This window comes from Actinomadura terrae (assembly GCF_022751215.1).
In the GTDB taxonomy this organism is placed as follows: domain Bacteria; phylum Actinomycetota; class Actinomycetes; order Streptosporangiales; family Streptosporangiaceae; genus Spirillospora; species Spirillospora terrae.
Genome location: NZ_JAICDG010000002.1, coordinates 278941 through 294429, shown reverse-complemented (window position 1 = coordinate 294429; position 15489 = coordinate 278941). Strand labels below are relative to the sequence as shown.

At 73.9% G+C, this 15489-nt stretch carries 14 protein-coding genes; 4 read left to right on the top strand and 10 right to left on the bottom strand.

Annotated elements, in window-relative coordinates; translation table 11 throughout:
- Positions 1 to 43: 43 nt before the first annotated feature.
- The gene (locus K2F47_RS11455) at positions 44 to 946 is read right to left on the bottom strand and encodes a LysR family transcriptional regulator (RefSeq protein ID WP_242902857.1); all 903 of its coding nucleotides are present in this window, start codon (positions 944 to 946) and stop codon (positions 44 to 46) included.
- 195 nt (positions 947 to 1141) lie between these two features.
- Here K2F47_RS11455 and K2F47_RS11450 point away from each other — a divergent pair, with 195 nt between their 5' ends.
- On the top strand, positions 1142 to 2014 hold the full coding sequence (locus K2F47_RS11450) for a dihydrodipicolinate synthase family protein (RefSeq protein WP_242902856.1): 873 nt from the start codon (positions 1142 to 1144) through the stop codon (positions 2012 to 2014).
- A 72-nt stretch (positions 2015 to 2086) separates the two neighbouring features.
- Here the strand turns inward: K2F47_RS11450 and hemL are convergent, their stop codons facing one another.
- Positions 2087 to 3379, bottom strand: a complete 1293-nt coding sequence (hemL, locus tag K2F47_RS11445) for a glutamate-1-semialdehyde 2,1-aminomutase (protein WP_242902855.1) — start codon at positions 3377 to 3379, stop codon at positions 2087 to 2089.
- A 170-nt stretch (positions 3380 to 3549) separates the two neighbouring features.
- On the opposite strand from hemL, the gene K2F47_RS11440 reads away from it, so the two are divergent.
- The gene (locus tag K2F47_RS11440; protein ID WP_242902854.1) at positions 3550 to 5250 is read left to right on the top strand and encodes a serine/threonine-protein kinase; all 1701 of its coding nucleotides are present in this window, start codon (positions 3550 to 3552) and stop codon (positions 5248 to 5250) included.
- Between the two features lie 15 nt (positions 5251 to 5265).
- On the opposite strand, the gene K2F47_RS11435 is transcribed toward K2F47_RS11440, so the two are convergent.
- The 8 genes from K2F47_RS11435 to K2F47_RS11400 form a co-directional block, all read right to left on the bottom strand.
- Positions 5266 to 5910: a bifunctional DNA primase/polymerase gene (locus K2F47_RS11435; protein WP_242902853.1), complete on the bottom strand. Its 645-nt coding sequence runs from the start codon at positions 5908 to 5910 to the stop codon at positions 5266 to 5268.
- Positions 5911 to 6066: 156 nt separating this feature from the next.
- A complete protein-coding gene (hemB, locus tag K2F47_RS11430) occupies positions 6067 to 7047 on the bottom strand; it encodes a porphobilinogen synthase (protein WP_242902852.1) in 981 nt (326 codons plus the stop codon).
- Positions 7048 to 7110: 63 nt separating this feature from the next.
- On the bottom strand, positions 7111 to 8682 hold the full coding sequence (locus K2F47_RS11425) for a bifunctional uroporphyrinogen-III C-methyltransferase/uroporphyrinogen-III synthase (protein WP_242905901.1): 1572 nt from the start codon (positions 8680 to 8682) through the stop codon (positions 7111 to 7113).
- A gap of 58 nt (positions 8683 to 8740) precedes the next feature.
- Positions 8741 to 9694 carry a hydroxymethylbilane synthase gene (gene hemC / locus K2F47_RS11420; protein ID WP_308198400.1) on the bottom strand — a complete coding sequence of 318 codons (954 nt, stop codon included), beginning with the start codon at positions 9692 to 9694 and terminating at the stop codon, positions 8741 to 8743.
- On the bottom strand, positions 9691 to 11304 hold the full coding sequence (locus K2F47_RS11415; protein ID WP_308198399.1) for a glutamyl-tRNA reductase: 1614 nt from the start codon (positions 11302 to 11304) through the stop codon (positions 9691 to 9693). Before K2F47_RS11415 ends, hemC begins: the two co-directional genes overlap by 4 nt.
- A gap of 100 nt (positions 11305 to 11404) precedes the next feature.
- The gene (locus K2F47_RS11410; protein WP_308198398.1) at positions 11405 to 12184 is read right to left on the bottom strand and encodes a redox-sensing transcriptional repressor Rex; all 780 of its coding nucleotides are present in this window, start codon (positions 12182 to 12184) and stop codon (positions 11405 to 11407) included.
- A gap of 281 nt (positions 12185 to 12465) precedes the next feature.
- Positions 12466 to 12753, bottom strand: coding sequence for a glutaredoxin family protein (locus K2F47_RS11405; protein WP_242902850.1), 288 nt, complete (start codon positions 12751 to 12753; stop codon positions 12466 to 12468).
- 2 nt (positions 12754 to 12755) lie between these two features.
- Positions 12756 to 14135, bottom strand: coding sequence for a putative quinol monooxygenase (locus K2F47_RS11400; RefSeq protein WP_242902849.1), 1380 nt, complete (start codon positions 14133 to 14135; stop codon positions 12756 to 12758).
- Between the two features lie 216 nt (positions 14136 to 14351).
- Here K2F47_RS11400 and K2F47_RS11395 point away from each other — a divergent pair, with 216 nt between their 5' ends.
- Positions 14352 to 14981, top strand: a complete 630-nt coding sequence (locus tag K2F47_RS11395; protein WP_242902848.1) for a sigma-70 family RNA polymerase sigma factor — start codon at positions 14352 to 14354, stop codon at positions 14979 to 14981.
- A gap of 237 nt (positions 14982 to 15218) precedes the next feature.
- Positions 15219 to 15395 carry a hypothetical protein gene (locus tag K2F47_RS11390; RefSeq protein ID WP_242902847.1) on the top strand — a complete coding sequence of 59 codons (177 nt, stop codon included), beginning with the start codon at positions 15219 to 15221 and terminating at the stop codon, positions 15393 to 15395.
- The last annotated feature ends 94 nt before the right edge of the window (positions 15396 to 15489 follow it).

Here is a 15489-nt window from a genome sequence, read left to right as displayed (position 1 = left end):
AGGCCGCGCGGTATCCCGGTCCACCGGCCGCGCCCCGCCGAGATCATCCCGCGGCCGGGACGGCGGAGCGCAGCGCCGCCACCGCCGCGCGGATCGCCGGACGGCGGGCCGCCTCCTCCCGCCACAGCGCGTAGACGCGGCGGGTCAGCGGCTCGGTCAGCCGCACGATCGCCACGTCCGGCGGGACGTCGCAGCGGCCGAGGCGGGGCAGGATCGAGTTGCCGAGCCCGGCCGCCACGAGCGAGAGCTGGGTGGCGAACTCGTAGGCCATGTGGTCGATGCGGGGCTCGCTGTCGATGCCGCGCAGCGTCCGCAGGAGCCAGTCGCAGCAGATGCTGTCGGGCGAGGAGCTGATCCAGGAGTCGCCGGCGAGCTCGCTCAGCTCGACCGTGTCCCGCCCGGCGAGCGGGTGGCCCGCCGGGAGCGCGACGTCGGCGACGTCGGCGCAGATGATGCCCTTGCACAGGCCCTCGGGCACCGGCAGCGGCTCGTTGTTCCAGTCCTGGACGACGGCCAGGTCGAGGTCGCCGCGCGAGACCAGCGGCATGCTCTGCATCGGGTCCTCCTCGCGGAGCAGGACGCGCAGGTCGGGGTGCTCGGTGCGGAGCCTGCGCAGCGCGGCGGGCATCAGCCCCCGCACGGCGGTGGGGAACGCGGCGAGCGAGAGCTGCCCGACGACGGAGCCGCGGTGCGCCTCCAGGTCGGACTGGGCCTGCTCGACGAGCGAGAGGATACGCTCGGCGTGCGTGACGAGCAGTTCGGCGGCGTCGGTCAGCCGGACGCCGCGCCCGTTGCGTTCGAGCAGCTTCTGCCCCGTCTCCCGTTCCAGCTTCGCGAGCTGCTGGGAGACGGCGGAGGTGGTCACGTGGAGCACGTCGGCGGCGGCGCTGACCGAGCCGTAGGTCGCGACGGAGTGCAGGGCGCGCAGCCGTTCCAGATCGAGCATGTAGCAATGCTAAAACGAACCGTCAAAGAGTTCTAGCTTGTCCTAAAGCTATCCGGCGGGGACGATTGGGCGGGGCCCGCACTCTGCGGGCCCTGTGTGCAAGGGGCTGCCGTCCAGTGGAGGGGGTCGCGCGTCTATAGAACGTTCCACGGCCATCGCACGGGTGACCTGACCCGTCCAGACGAGGTGAGACACATGCACGGAATCCACGCGTCCCTGGTGACGCCGTTCACCCCCGCTGGCAAGGTCGACGTCAAGTCCCTCGAAAGGCTCGCGGCGCACTGCCTCGCGGGCGGCGTGTGCGGGCTCGTCGCGCTCGGCACGACCGGCGAGGCGGCGACGCTGACCGCCGCCGAACAGCAGGCGGTGCTGAAGACGTGCCGCGCCGTCGCGACCGAGCACGGCGCGCCGCTGATCGTCGGCGCCGGGACGATGGGCACCGAGGACTCGGTCCGGCAGGCCCGCGAGCGCGCCCCTCTGGCCGACGTCCTGCTCGTCGTCGTCCCGTACTACCTGCGCCCCTCCGACGAGGGCGTGATCGAGCACATCGCCGCGATCGGCGCCGCCGTGGACGTGCCGCTGCTCGTCTACAACATCCCCTACCGGACCGGGAAGCAGCTCTCCGCCGCGACGCTGCTGCGGCTGCTGGAGCTCGACTGCGTCCTCGGCCTCAAGCACTGCCCGGGCGGCATCGACCAGGACACCCTCGCCCTGTTCGCCGCCCGCACGGGCAAGGCGATCCTGTGCGGCGACGACGCCTACACCTACCCGATGCTCCAGCTCGGCGCGTGCGGGGCCATCGCGGCGTCCGCGTGCCTGGCGCCCGAGGCGTTCGCGGCGATGGCCGAGGCGTCGCGCACCTGCAACACGACCCGCGCGCTGACCTTCCACGACGCGCTGCACCCGGTGGTGGAGGCGCTGTTCGCGGAGCCGTCCCCGGCGGTGCTGAAGGCGTGCCTGGCCGAGGCCGGGGTGATCGACGACCCCGCCGTCCGGGCGCCGCTGCGCGCGCCGCACCCGGACACGGTCGCGCGGGCCAGGGACGCCCTGCACATCCTCCCCTACTGAACTCCCGGACACTGACCGGCTCCCGGCCGGGGTCTCGCCGCAAGCCCCGGCCGGGTTACAGGAATCGCGAGTTCAGGAGGCAGCGGCGGCGGCGCGGGCGGCGTGCGGGAGGGCGGCGAGGACGCGGTCCAGCGCCGCCTGGTCGTGCGCGGCGGACAGGAACCACACCTCGTACGCCGACGGCGGCAGGTAGACGCCGTGGTCGAGCGCGGCGTGGAAGAACGCCGCGTACGCCTTGGAGTCCTGCCGCTGGGCGGCGGCGAAGTCGCCAACGGCCTCCTCGGTGAAGAAGACCGAGAACAGGTTCCCGGCGTTCTGCACCTGGTGCGGGACGCCCTCGCGCGTCAGCGCCTCGGACGCGGCCTTGGACACCAGCTCCGCCGCCGCGTCGACGGCCGCGTACACCTCGTCGGTGGCGCCGCGCAGGGTCGCGAGGCCCGCCGCCGTGGCGAGCGGGTTCCCCGACAGCGTGCCCGCCTGGTAGACGGGCCCGGCGGGGGCGAGGTGGTCCATGATGTCGGCGCGCCCGCCGAACGCGGCTGCGGGCAGCCCGCCGCCCATCACCTTCCCGAACGTCACCAGGTCGCCGGGGACGCCCTCGATCCCGTACCAGCCCGACCTGGACGCCCGGAACCCGGTGAGCACCTCGTCGATCACGAGCAGCGCACCGCTGCGCTCGCAGAGCCGCTTGAGCAGCGCGTTGAAGTCGGGCAGCGGCGGCACCACGCCCATGTTGCACGGCACCGCCTCGGTGATCACGCAGGCGATCTCGTGGCCGTGCTCGTCGAAGGCCAGCTCCACGGCCGCGACGTCGTTGTAGGGCAGCACGATCGTGTCGGCGGTCGTCGCGCCGGTGACGCCGGGGGTGTCGGGGAGCCCGAACGTGGCGACGCCCGAGCCCGCCGCCGCGAGCAGCGAGTCGACGTGCCCGTGGTAGCAGCCCGCGAACTTCACGATCGTGCTGCGGCCGGTGAAGCCGCGGGCGAGCCGGATCGCCGACATCGTGGCCTCGGTGCCCGAGTTGACGAGCCGCACCTTCGCGACCGGGGTGCGGCCGACGATCTCCTCGGCGAGCTCCACCTCGCCGGGCGTCGGCGCCCCGTAGGACGTGCCGTGCGCCGCCGCCTCGCGCACCGCGTCCACGACGGCCGGATGCGCGTGCCCGAGGATCAGCGGCCCCCACGAGCACACGAGGTCAACGTATTCGTTACCGTCGGCGTCGGTGAGGTACGGGCCGCGCCCGGACGCCATGAAGCGGGGCGTCCCGCCGACGGCGCCGAAGGCCCGCACCGGGGAGTTCACGCCGCCGGGGACGACCTCGGCGGCACGGTCGAACAACTGCTGGGAGCGATCGGTTCCAGTCACGCTCCAATCCTCTCAGTTGCAGTTCGGCGACTGCCCTTGACCTCGCCGGGTACGGGCCGATATTCCACCAAGTACGACATGAGACCCACGGGGTACTGGGCCTGCTATGTCCTTCTCTAACGCATCTACCCGCATCGACGACTCTCACCGGCGGCGGCCGGATCGGAGGGATGGCTTTCACCGTGGTTGACGGCTGGACGGTCCCGGGCTTCACCCACGAGCGAGAGCTCGGCGGCGGCGCCTCAGGCCGGGTGGTGCTGGCGGTCGACGACCTCACCAGCACGAAGGTCGCCATCAGGTACTTCGGCGGGCGGCAGGCCGACGAGGAGTTCCGCGCGCGGTTCCGCGCGCTCTCCCGGCCGCTGTCCCAACTGGAGGACCCGAACGTGGTCGATCTCTACGACTTCGTGGAGACCGCCGACGGCGCCGCGATCGTGATGGAGCGCGTGGACGGCGTCCCGCTGCGCCGCATCCTCGCCGCGCAGGGCCCCACCGGCCCGCTCGCGGCCCTGTCGATGCTCGGCGGGACCCTGCTCGGGCTGGCGGCCGGGCACGCGCGGGAGATCGTGCACGGCGCCGTCCGGCCGTCCAACGTGCTGGTGGACGGGCAGGGCAACGCCCGCCTCGCCGACTTCGCGACCGCGCCCGCCGGCACCGAGACGGCCGCCGGCCCGGCCTATGCGGCGCCCGAGCTGTGGGACGGCGCGCCCGCGAGCGTCGCCACCGACCTCTACGCCGCCACCGCGGTCTTCTTCGAGTGCCTGACCGGGCGGCCGCCGTTCGCCGGGCGGAACATGGCCAAGCTGCACCGCGAGGGCCCGATCCCCGCCGAGGAGGTCCCGGGGCCGCTGCGCGGCCTGATCACGCAGGGCCTGGCCAAGGACCCGGACGAGCGTCCGAAGACGGCGGCGGACTTCCTCGGCGCGCTGGAGGACGCGGCCGTGTCGGCGTACGGGCCGTCCTGGGAGGCGCAGGGCCGGGGCCGCCTCACCGAGCTCGCCGCGCAGGCGGCGGCGCAACCGGAGCCGAAGCCGAAACCCGCGCGCGGCAGCGGCCGCAACCCGATCGTCGCGGCGGCCACCGGGGCGACCGCGGCCCCGGCGGCGGGCGGCGGGCGCGGCAGGTGGATCGCCGCAGCGGCGGCGGTCGTCGTAATCGGCGTCGTCGCGGCGGGCGTCCTGCTGCTCGGCAAGGACGACAAGGCCGCCGACCCCGACCCGACCCCCGCGCAGAGCAGCACCCCGCAGCCCTCCCTCCCGGCGGGCGGCGTGGACCCGGCCCCGCTCGTGGCGAGCATCGACCAGTCGACCGCGCAGGCGGGCGGCGCCCGGTTCTCCTACCGCCGGACCGGCACCGGCGGAGCAGCCACCGGACGCGGCGCCTTCACGCTGGTGCAGGGCGGCCCGGCGTCGTACTCGATGACGCTGTCGGGCGCGGGCGGGACCCGCAAGGCGGCCCAGGCCGTCGTCGTCCGCGACGTCGTGTACCTGCGGGCCGGCAAGCGGTGGCGGCAGGCCCCGACGAGCGGGCGCGGCTACCCGGCGCTGGCCGGGCAGATCCGGCAGGGCAGCTCCGTCCCGGCGATGACGTCGCTGCTGCGGTCGGCGACGGCGCTGCGCCGGGCCGGCGACGTCTACCAGGGCGAGGCGCCCGCGCCGAAGCTCGCGCAGGACCCGGGCTCGGGCCCGCTGTACGCGGAGATGGCCCGCGCGACCGGCGCGTCCAAGATCAGCTTCGCGCTCCGGATGGACGGGGGGCTCCCCGTCAAGCTGTGGGTCCGCGCGCAGGACGCCGCGAAGAAGCACACGCAGGTGCTCTCGGTCTCCTACTCGGGCTGGGGCCACGCGGCACCGGTCAAGGCCCCGCGCTGACCTCCTGAGACCGCGTCAGGCGTCCTCGCAGCTGTCGGAGAGCACTTCGAGCAGCCGCAGCGGGTCGGGCAGGCCGCCCTTCTCCGGTGCGCGCAGCCAGCCCACGTCCCGCCCGTAGGGCAGGACGGACGGCGGCGCCATCACGTAGCTGTCGCGGCAGTGCCACCGCATGCCGGGCGTCTCGGTGACGGTCTCGGGCGAGGTGTCGAGGTGGCAGGACCACCACTCGTCCTCGTCGGCGGGGGCGCCGCGCGTCGCGACGAAGAACAGGTGCCGCTCGCCGCCGACGCTCGCGACCGGCCCCACCGGCAGGTCGTCGCGCGCGATCCGCTCCAGCGCCCGCGCGCCCGCCGTCGCCGGGACGTCGATCACGTCGAAGACCCGTCCCGTCGGCAGGACGAGGTTGGCGCGCGGCCGCTCGGCCCACCAGCGCCGGATCATGGCCGGGTCGACGCTCGCCTCAAGCTTCCACGCCGCCGACACCGGGTGCGCGCCCGGGTCGGGACAGCCGACCCGGTCGCACGAGCACGCCCGGTCGCCGCCGACCGGCGGATGCGCCCCGGGGAAGCACGGCCAGCCCAGCACGGCGTACTCCAGAGCCGCCGCCGCCATCCGGTCGCGCGCCGCCCGCTGCCGCCTGTTCCCCGTGACCGCCAGCATGTCGCCCCCCGTTTCCCAACGTCGCCCGTGGGTTCCTCTTAGGACGATGATGCCGCCGTCCGGCCCCCGGGCACACGGCAACCCCCGGTAACCCACCCTAAGTAACTAGGGGATTCTGGGTAACCGGGGGTCAAAGGCGCACGGAACCAGCGGGGCTCAGAGCGCGCGGGCCACTTCGGTGGCCCAGTAGGTCAGGATGAGGTCGGCGCCGGCGCGGCGCATCGAGATCAGCGACTCGTGGATCGTGCGCTCCCGGTCGATCCAGCCCCGCTCGGCGGCGGCCTCGATCATCGAGTACTCGCCGCTGACCTGGTAGGCGACGACGGGCACGTCGACCGCGTCGCGGACCCGGCGGACGATGTCGAGGTAGGCGCCCGCGGGCTTCACCATGACCATGTCGGCGCCCTCGTCGAGGTCGAGGAAGACCTCGCGGAGCGACTCCTCGGCGTTGGCCGGGTCCTGCTGGTGGGTGGAGCGGTCGCCGAACTGGGGCGCGCACTCGGCGGCCTCGCGGAACGGCCCGTAGTAGGCCGAGGCGTACTTCACCGAGTAGCCGAGGATCGAGATGTCCTGGTAGCCGGCGCCGTCGAGGGCCTCGCGGATCGCGCCGACCTGGCCGTCCATCATCCCGGACGGGCCGATCACCGCCGAGCCCGCCGCCGCCTGCGCGACCGCGATCGAGGCGTAGCGCTCCAGCGTCGCGTCGTTGTCGATCTCGCCCGCGCCGGTGAGGACGCCGCAGTGCCCGTGGTCGGTGTACTCGTCCAGGCACAGGTCCGTCATGACCACGGTCGCGTCGCCGAGGTCGGTGGTCAGGTCGCGCAGCGCGAGTTGGACGATCCCGGCCGGGTCGTCGGCGCCCGAGCCGACGCCGTCCTTCACGGCGGGGATGCCGAACAGGATGAGCCCGCCGACGCCCGCCTCGACGGCCTCGTGCGCGGCCTTGCGGAGGCTGTCACGGGTGTGCTGCACCACGCCCGGCATGGACGCGATGGGCTGCGGCTCGGTGATGCCCTCCTTGACGAACATGGGCAGCACCAGCTCGGCGGGGCTGAGCCGGGTCTCGGCGACCATCCGGCGCAGCGCGGGGGTGCGGCGCAGGCGCCGGGGGCGCGCGACGGGGAACTGAGCGGTCATCGTCCTTCTCCAGCTCTTCGGCGTGTCTGGGCTACTCGCGGCTGGGCCTTGGTTGCGGCTCGGCTACTTGCGGCGGCGGGCTCCCCGGCGCATCTGGCTCGGCTTGCGGAGCGGGTCCCCCGCCTCGATCTGGGCCGCCCTCCGCTTCGCCCCGTACTCGGCGAGCGCCTCGGCGAGCGCCGAGACCGAGGGCCGGTCGGCCATGACGTCCACGCGCAGCCCGTACTCCTCGGCGGTCTTCGCGGTCTGCGGCCCGATCACGGCGATGACCGTGACGTTGTGCGGCTTGCCGGCGATCCCGATGAGGTTCTTCACCGTGGAGGAGGAGGTGAACAGCACCGCGTCGAACCCGCCGCCCTTGATCGCCTCGCGGATCGGCGCGGGCGGCGGCGCGGCCCGGACCGTGCGGTAGGCGGTCACGTCCTCACACTCCCAGCCGAGTTCGGTGAGCCGGGCGATGAGCGTGTCGGTGGCGATGTCGGCGCGCGGCAGCAGCACGCGGTTGATCGGGTCGAGGTCCTCGTCGTAGGGCGGCCACACCTCGGCCAGGCCCTCGCTGGACTGCTGCCCGGTCGGGGTGAGGTCGGGCTGGATGCCGAACTCGACCAGCGCGGCGGCGGTCTGCTCCCCGACGGCGGCGACCTTCAGTCCGGCGAACGCGCGGGCGTCCAGGCCGTAGTCGACGAACTTCTCGCGGACGGCCTTGACGGCGTTGGTGGAGGTGAACACCACCCACTCGTAGCGCCCGGTGACGAGGCCCTTGACGGCACGGTCCATCTGCTGGGGCGTGCGGGGCGGCTCGACGGAGATCGTCGGGACCTCGTCGGGCACGGCCCCGTAGCCGCGGAGCTGGTCCGACAGCGACGCCGCCTGCTCCTTGGTGCGCGGGACGAGCACCCGCCAGCCGAACAGCGCCTTGGTCTCGAACCACGACAGCCTGTCGCGCCAGCCGACCACGTCGCCCACGATGATCATCGCGGGGGACTCCATGCCCTTGGTGTCGGCGACCAGCCGGTTCAGCGTCGAGACGACGGTCTCCTGCTCGGTGGTGGTGCCGAGGCTGGTCATCGCGGCGGGGGTGCTCGCCGGACGGCCCGCGGCGACCAGCCCCTTGACGGTCTCGGCGAGCGTGTCCTCGGCGCCGAGGATCACCAGCGTCGCGGCCGGGTCGGCGAACCGCTCCCAGTCGACGCCGCCGTGCGAGGCGTCCACGACGCGGACCTCGCGGTGCTTGGCGTCGGTCAGCGGAATGCCCGCGTAGCCGGGGACGCCGGTCACCGCCGACACCCCGGGGACGACCTCGAACGGCACGCCCGCCTTCGCGAGCGCGCTCCCCTCGTCGGCGAGCCCGCAGCCGAGGCCGGGATCGCCCTGGAACAGCCGGACGACCCGCCGCCCCGCCTTCGCGGCGCGCGCGGCGAGCTTGGCCGGGTCGCCCTCGGCGGAGTCGATGATCTCCGCGTCCGGACGGCAGTACGCGAGGATCTCGGCGGGGCAGTGGGCGCGGCTGACGACGACGGTGTCGGCGCGCTCCAGCTCGGCGGCGGCGCGCAGCGTCAGCAGGCCGGGATCGCCGGGGCCGACGCCGACGATGGCGACGGTGCCGGGGTCGGCCGTCCTCCCGCCGGCGGGCACGGGCCTGGTGGTCTTCGCGGCGGCCCGCTGGGACGCGGGTTGGGTCGCCGGGCTCTGGCTAGCGGGGCTCAATGTCGCGCTCCCCCATCAACTGGTCGGCCCCCTGGGCGAGCAGCCGGCGCGCGAGTTCGCGTCCGAGCTCCTCGGCCCGCTCCGGGTGGCCGCTGGCGGACAGCCTGACCTGGCGGCCGCCGTCGTAGGCGACGACGGTCGCGGTCAGGCGCAGGTTCTCTTCTTCTTCGGCAGCGTATGTTCCCACGGGCGCCGAGCAGCCCGCCTCCAGCACCGCCAGCACCGTCCGCTCGGCGGTGACGGCGCGCCGGGTCGCGGGGTCGTCGACCGCCGCGAGCAGGGCGCGCAGGTCGTCCCGGTCGGCGCGGCATTCGAGCGCGAGCGCGCCCTGCCCGGGGGCGGGGAGCATCTGGTCGGGGTCGAACACCTCGGCGACGCCCTCCACCCGGCCGAGGCGGCGCAGCCCCGCGTACGCGAGGACGACCGCGTCGAGCTCGCCGTCGGAGACCTTGCGCAGCCGCGTGTCGGCGTTGCCGCGGATCGGCACGACCTCCAGATCGGGACGCAGCGCGCGCAGCTGCGCGGCGCGGCGCGGCGAACCGGTGCCGACGCGCGCGCCGCGCGGCAGGTCGGACAGCTTGGCCGGGCCGCACAGCGCGTCCCGCGGGTCCTCGCGGACCGGGGTCGCGGCGAGCGCGATCCCGTCGGGCGGGCCCGTCGGCAGGTCCTTCAGCGAGTGCACGGCGAAGTCGATCTCACCGGACAGCAGCTTCTCGCGCAGCCGGTTGACGAAGACCCCGGTCCCGCCGATCTGCGCCAGCAGCGCCTTGGAGACATCACCCTCGGTCGTTACCCCGACCAGCTCGACCGCATGCCCGGTCCGCCGCGTCAGGGCGTCCGCGACCTGCTGCGACTGCGCCATCGCCAGCAGGCTCCTGCGGGTGCCGAGCCGCAGCGGCCCGCCGTCCCCCGTGCTGCTCACTGCCCCTGGACTGCTCACTGCTCTCCCTCGCCGCGCGGGTCGCGGCCGCTCACCGCGCGGACGCTCGCGGCCTGCGCGGTGACGGTCTCGGCGGTCACCCCGCCGGGCCCCTCGATCGCCTCGATCGCGCTAGCCGCCGCACCGGCCGCCTCGATCGGACCGCCGCTCAGGCAGTCGGCGTCCGCGCATTCCTCCCGCATGCCCGATTCCACCGTAGGGGCGGCGGGCGCCGAACGCGCGGCGCCGTTCCGAAAGGGGGCGGTCCCGCGGGAGATCTGCCGGGACGCGCGTCCCGACTCCCGCGCCGACTGCGGCTCCCCCTCGCGCAGGTCCGGGCGCGTGACGGCCTCGGGCGCCTTCGGGTCCAGGTCGAACAGCTCGCGGAGCGCGACGGCGTAGGAGTCGCCGCCCGGCGCCGCCGCCAGCTCCTTGACCCGGACAGTCGGCGCGTGCAGCAGCTTGTCCACCACGCGCCGGACGGTCTGGTCGATCTCCTTGCGGGCCCGCTCGTCCAGCTCGGGCAGCCGTCCGCCGAGCCGGGCCAGCTCCGACCGCACGACCTCGGCGGCCTTGCTGCGCAGCGCGACGACCGTCGGCGCGACGGCGGCGGCGCGGGCGGCGCCGAGGAACGCGGCGACCTCCTCGCGCACGATCACGCGGGCGGCCTCGACCGCCTCGGGCCCGATCGCCCGGCGGGCCTCCTGCGCGGTGCGCAGGTCGTCGAGCCCGGCGAGCGCCGCGCCGGCCAGGTCGCGGACGGCGCGGTCGATGTCGTGCGGGAGCGCGAGGTCGAGGAAGAAGCGGCGGCGGCCGTCGGCGCCGACGCCGCGGGCGCGCAGCCGCTCGGCGGTGAGCACGAGCCCGGCCGCGCCGGTGCAGGACACGACGAGGTCGGCGTCGGTGATCGCCTCGTCCAGGTCGGCGAGCTCGATGGCGCGGGCGGGGACCTCCAGCGACTCCGCCAGCCGCACCGCGCGCGCGTGCGTGCGGTTCGCGACGACGATCTCGCGGGCTCCGGCGCGGCTCAGCGTCGCGGCGGCGAGCGAGCTCATCGACCCGGCGCCAACGACCAGCGCGCGCACGCCGGGCAGCGGGCCGAGGTGCCGCTCGGCGACCTCCAGGCCCACGCTGACCAGCGACGCCCCGGCCTTGTCGATCCCGGTCTCGTGGTGGGCGCGCTTGCCCACCCGCAGCGCCTGCTGGAGGACGTCGTGCAGGTCGCGGCCGAGCGTCCGGTGCTCCTGCGCGAGCCGGAACGCCTGCCGCATCTGGCCGAGGATCTGCCCCTCGCCGACGACCATCGACTCCAGCCCGCACGCCACCGCGAACACGTGCTGGACGGCCCGCTCCTCGTAGTGGACGTACAGGTACCGGGTCAGATCCTCCAGCGGGACGCCCGAGTGCAGGGCGAGCAGCTCGGAGATCGCCGAGACGCCGCCGTGGAACTTGTCGACCACCGCGTACACCTCGACCCGGTTGCAGGTCGAGACGATGGCGGCCTCGGCGACGTTCGCGGCGCCGTGCACGGAGGTCAGCAGCTTGGCCAGATCGTCCCCGGTCACCGCCGTGCGTTCGAGCACGGCCACCGGGGCGCTGCGGTGACTGAGCCCCACGACCAACACGCTCATACCGTCTCTCCCGCCATCACGCCTCTCCCCACCGTCGAGCACCGTCGAGCATCGTCAAGCCCTTGCCGACATCAACGCCGCCGACGCCGCGCATCTGCCGTCACGCCTCTACCGCCTCCACGTACTGCGTGGGGCCGGGAGGCGCGTCACCGCCGCCCGCCCCGGGTTCATAGTCCCCTGGGCCTCCGGCCTTGCGCTGCTCGTGGAAAGCGAGGATCTGCAATTCGATGGACAAGTCGACCTTACGCACATCCACACCTTCTGGTACGGAGAGTACGACAGGCGCGAAGTTCAGGACACTCGTGACGCCGGCCGCCACCACCCGGTCGCAGACGACCTGCGCGGCGCCCGCCGGCGTCGCGATCACGGCGATGGACACGCCGTGCTCGGCGATCATGTCCTCCAGCCGGTCGATATGCGCCACGGTCATGCCGGAGATCTCCTGGCCGACGATGGCCTCGTCGGCGTCGAGCAGGCCCGCCACCCGGAAGCCGCGGGACGCGAACCCGCCGTATCCGGCCAGCGCGCGGCCGAGGTTGCCGACGCCGATGATGGCGACGACCCAGTCCTGGGTCAGGCCGAGCTCGCGGGAGATCTGGTAGACGAGGTACTCGACCTCGTAGCCGACGCCGCGCGTCCCGTACGAGCCGAGGTGGGACAGGTCCTTGCGGAGCTTGGCGGAGTTCACGCCGGCGGCGGCGGCCAGCTCCTCCGACGAGACGGTCGCCACCTCGCGCTCCTGGAGCCCGGTCAGGGCCCGCAGGTAAACGGGGAGGCGCGCCACGGTGGCTTCGGGGATGCCGCGGTCGCGCTGACGGTTCTGAGTCACGGCCTGCTTCTTCGGGGCTCGACGCTGAGGCGGGGCCGGTGCACCCCTCACCCCGGCTCGCCTGGCCGGGCCGCACGGCCGCGGCCTGACCCCCCGGGGCTACCGACCAGGTTAAGCCTTTGTGAATACGCGCACAAAGTGCCCCCCTGCTAGCGCGATCATCGCTGGCCAGGCGCGGCGCGCGGAATGCCCCGTCCAGCAGGGGCCGGCGGACCGTTCCGGCGGACGCGGCGCCCGCCCCGGCTCCGCCGGATGTGACCGACCAGACAGCCGACCGTCCTCGATCTCAGGAGATGTCGGGCACCTCGGGGACGCGCGTGGCGGGACGCGGGTCAGCGGGCGGCGCGGAGTTTCGCGATCGCGGCGCGGAGGCGGTTCTCGTCCACCCGCCAGAAGTCGTGCTGGACGCCGTTGATCAGCGTGACCGGGATCTGCTCCCAGTAGAGCCGGGTGTCCTCCTCGGAGCGGGTGATGTCGCGCTCCTCCCAGGGCACCTCCAGCTCGCCCGCGACGCGCTCGATCACCGCGCGGGCGTCGTCGCACAGGTGGCAGCCCGGCTTGCCGAGCAGCGTGATCGTGATGGCTTCCGCCGTGTGGGGCTCCACAGTGTTGGGCTCCACCGTCACCTCCCGGGGAACTCGGGCGCGGCGGGCAGCGGGAGCTTGGCGGCGCCGAGCCGCAGCTCGATCACGTTCGTCGCCAGCACGTGCGTGCGGGACTCGGCGAGGAACCGCTGGAGGTGCGGCTGGCGCCGGTGCGCGGCGAAGGCCGCCTCGTCCCGGAAGACCTGGTAGAAGATCCGCTGCGTGGGCGCGCCCACCACCTCGTGCGAGGCGAAGATCACGGTGTCGGGCTCGGCCGCCCGCGCGGCCTGGACGAGGTTGGCGGCGAGGCGGTCGAAGGCGTCCTCGCGTCCCTCCAGGAGGGTGTAGACGGTGATCTGCCCGCAGCCGCCCGGCAGGTCGGCGCCGCCGAACCCGCCCGGCGGGGCGGGCCGGGGCACGGGGCCGCGGAGGCCGTCGATGGAGGTCGGCCCGGCCGGGTCGGCGGACGGGTCGTCCAGCAGGCCCGGCGCGTCGGGGAAGCGCAGCTCGTCGGCCGGGGCCTGCTCGGGGAAGCGCAGCTCGCCGCGCTTGGTCGCGGGCGGCTGCCCCGGCTGGGGCACGGGAGGCGGGGTCGGCGCGGCGGCCAGCTCGTGCCGCGGCTGGGGCGCGGCCAGGCCCGGCTGCTCGAAACCCTGCTGCTCGAAACCCTGATCCTCGTACCCCTGCTGCTCGTAGCCGGTGGCGGGCTCGTCCCGGTACTGCTGGGCGTAGTCGTCGTCGTAGCGCTCGTCGCCCTCGTAGCCGGGCGCGATGCGCATCGCGCCGTACCAGACCAGCCCGGCGGCGGCGCCCAGGGCGATGATCGCGATCGGGGCGGGCAGCAGCCCGCGGCTGCCGCTGACCACCAGCACCCCGGCGAGCGCGAGCAGCGCGACCGGGATCAGCAGCTCCCCGGCCTCGCGGTCCTGCTTGCTCGCGAGCCAGGCGGTGACGCCGGTGCAGCCGACGAGCGCGATCACCGCGACCACGTGCGCGCCGTCGATGAGCAGCAGCGGCAGCGCGTCGTAGGTGTCGCCCGGCTTCGGCAGGCTCTTGCTCAGCGACCCCTTCAGCGGGTCGACCATGAGGATCACGAGCGCGACGAGCGTGTAGGACACCGCGAACAGCCACGCGGCGAACCGCACCTGCACGTACCGCGCGATCAACTCGATGATGCCGAGCGCGAGCCAGACCGGCCCGATCATCGCGGCGCCGAGTTCGGCGACGCGGAACAGCGGCCCGTTGAACCCGGCCAGGAAGCCGATGCCCATCGCCAGCAGCGCGAGCGTCAGCCCGACCTGGGTGATGGACCAGCTGATCAGGTAGAGCAGCCGGTCCTTGTAGGCGCGCGTGATCAGCAACCCGGTGGCCACTAAGGCACCAAGGGTCGCCAGCAGCGCGAGCAGAGCGTCGACCATCGCGCCCCATGGTGCCCGATACGGGGGCGTGACGGGTAACCGCTTTCCGGTCCGGCGTCCGAAACCCTGGGAAACCCCCGGTGCGGAGCCTGCCCTCCCGGGCCCCGGGCGGGTCCGGTTCGGGGCCCCAAAACCGCAGGCCATTGCCCGCCGTACCTTTCGGTATCTAGAGTGGCAGATCACGCCGGAGGTCGCGTACGCCCCGAGGAGAACTGCATGAGCAGCTTGACCCTCGATACCCGGGTCGTCCCGCTTCGCCGGCCCACCCCGCGGGCGGCCGAGCCGGGCGCCGACCGGGCCGCGATGCTCAAGGCGCTGGTGCTGCGGGCGAGGGACGGCGACGCCGAGGCGTTCGGCTCCCTCTACGACCACTATGTCGAACTCGTCTACCGGTACGTCTACTACCGCGTCGGCGCCCATTCCCTAACCGAGGATCTGACGAGCGAGACGTTCCTGCGCGCGCTCCGCCGGATGCCCGACTTCCGCTGGCAGGGCAAGGACTTCGGCGCGTGGCTCGTCACGATCGCGCGGAACCTCGTCACCGACCACTTCAAGTCCGGCCGGTACCGGCTGGAGGTCTGCACGGCCGAGCAGGTGGAGCCGGACCTCCCGCAGGAGGGGCCCGAGCGCGCCGTGATCGAGGCGATGACGAACCGGACGCTGCTCGCCGCCGTCCGCCGCCTCGGCTCGGAGCAGCAGGAGTGCGTGGTGCTGCGGTTCCTGCACGGGCTGTCGGTCGCCGAGACCGCGCTCGTGATGGACAAGAAGCCGGGCGCGATCAAGGCGCTGCAATACCGGGCCGTCCGCTCGCTGGCCCGGATGCTGCCGGACGATCTACGCTATTAACCGGTGTTATCGGGCCGTATCGACCCGTGTGATGTTCCGGGGTGGCGCATGTCGGCGCGGCGTCGCGTGACCTGCCGGAACGTGACACACCGGGGCGGCCCGGGCACCGCCGGACGGCCCGTCCGACCCCGTCGGACGGACGGTCCGGTGACGGATTGCCCGTAACCCGGCCCGCCCCAGGGTCGTTCTCGCGGGCAGGAGAGCGCTTTCGCGCCTGGATCCGCAAGGGAGCGGCCGGTGAGAACCAGGCGAGGCAAGATCGTCGAGAAGGGTGGCGCGCTGGCGCGGCTGCGGACGAGCGGGGACGGTCCCGACCCCCGGTTCCGCGCCGACCTGCGCGAGCGGCTGATGGCCGCCGCCGGTGGGCACGGCGAAGACCACCGCAAGGACAACCACACCGAAGCCGTCGAGTAAGCCCGTCGAGTACACCGTCAGACAAGCCATGGCATAAAAGGGCAGGTCGACCGGGAGGAGATCAGACGTCGCGTCCGGGCCCGTTTGACTAGGC

Coding starts and splice junctions, on each gene's coding strand:
- K2F47_RS11455 (WP_242902857.1), bottom strand. CDS start 946: ATGCTCGATCTGGAACGGCTGCGCGCCCTGCACTCCGTCGCGACCTAC.
- K2F47_RS11450 (WP_242902856.1), top strand. CDS start 1,142: ATGCACGGAATCCACGCGTCCCTGGTGACGCCGTTCACCCCCGCTGGC.
- K2F47_RS11440 (WP_242902854.1), top strand. CDS start 3,550: ATGGCTTTCACCGTGGTTGACGGCTGGACGGTCCCGGGCTTCACCCAC.
- K2F47_RS11435 (WP_242902853.1), bottom strand. CDS start 5,910: ATGCTGGCGGTCACGGGGAACAGGCGGCAGCGGGCGGCGCGCGACCGG.
- hemB (WP_242902852.1), bottom strand. CDS start 7,047: ATGACCGCTCAGTTCCCCGTCGCGCGCCCCCGGCGCCTGCGCCGCACC.
- K2F47_RS11415 (WP_308198399.1), bottom strand. CDS start 11,304: ATGAGCGTGTTGGTCGTGGGGCTCAGTCACCGCAGCGCCCCGGTGGCC.
- K2F47_RS11400 (WP_242902849.1), bottom strand. CDS start 14,135: ATGGTCGACGCTCTGCTCGCGCTGCTGGCGACCCTTGGTGCCTTAGTG.
- K2F47_RS11395 (WP_242902848.1), top strand. CDS start 14,352: ATGAGCAGCTTGACCCTCGATACCCGGGTCGTCCCGCTTCGCCGGCCC.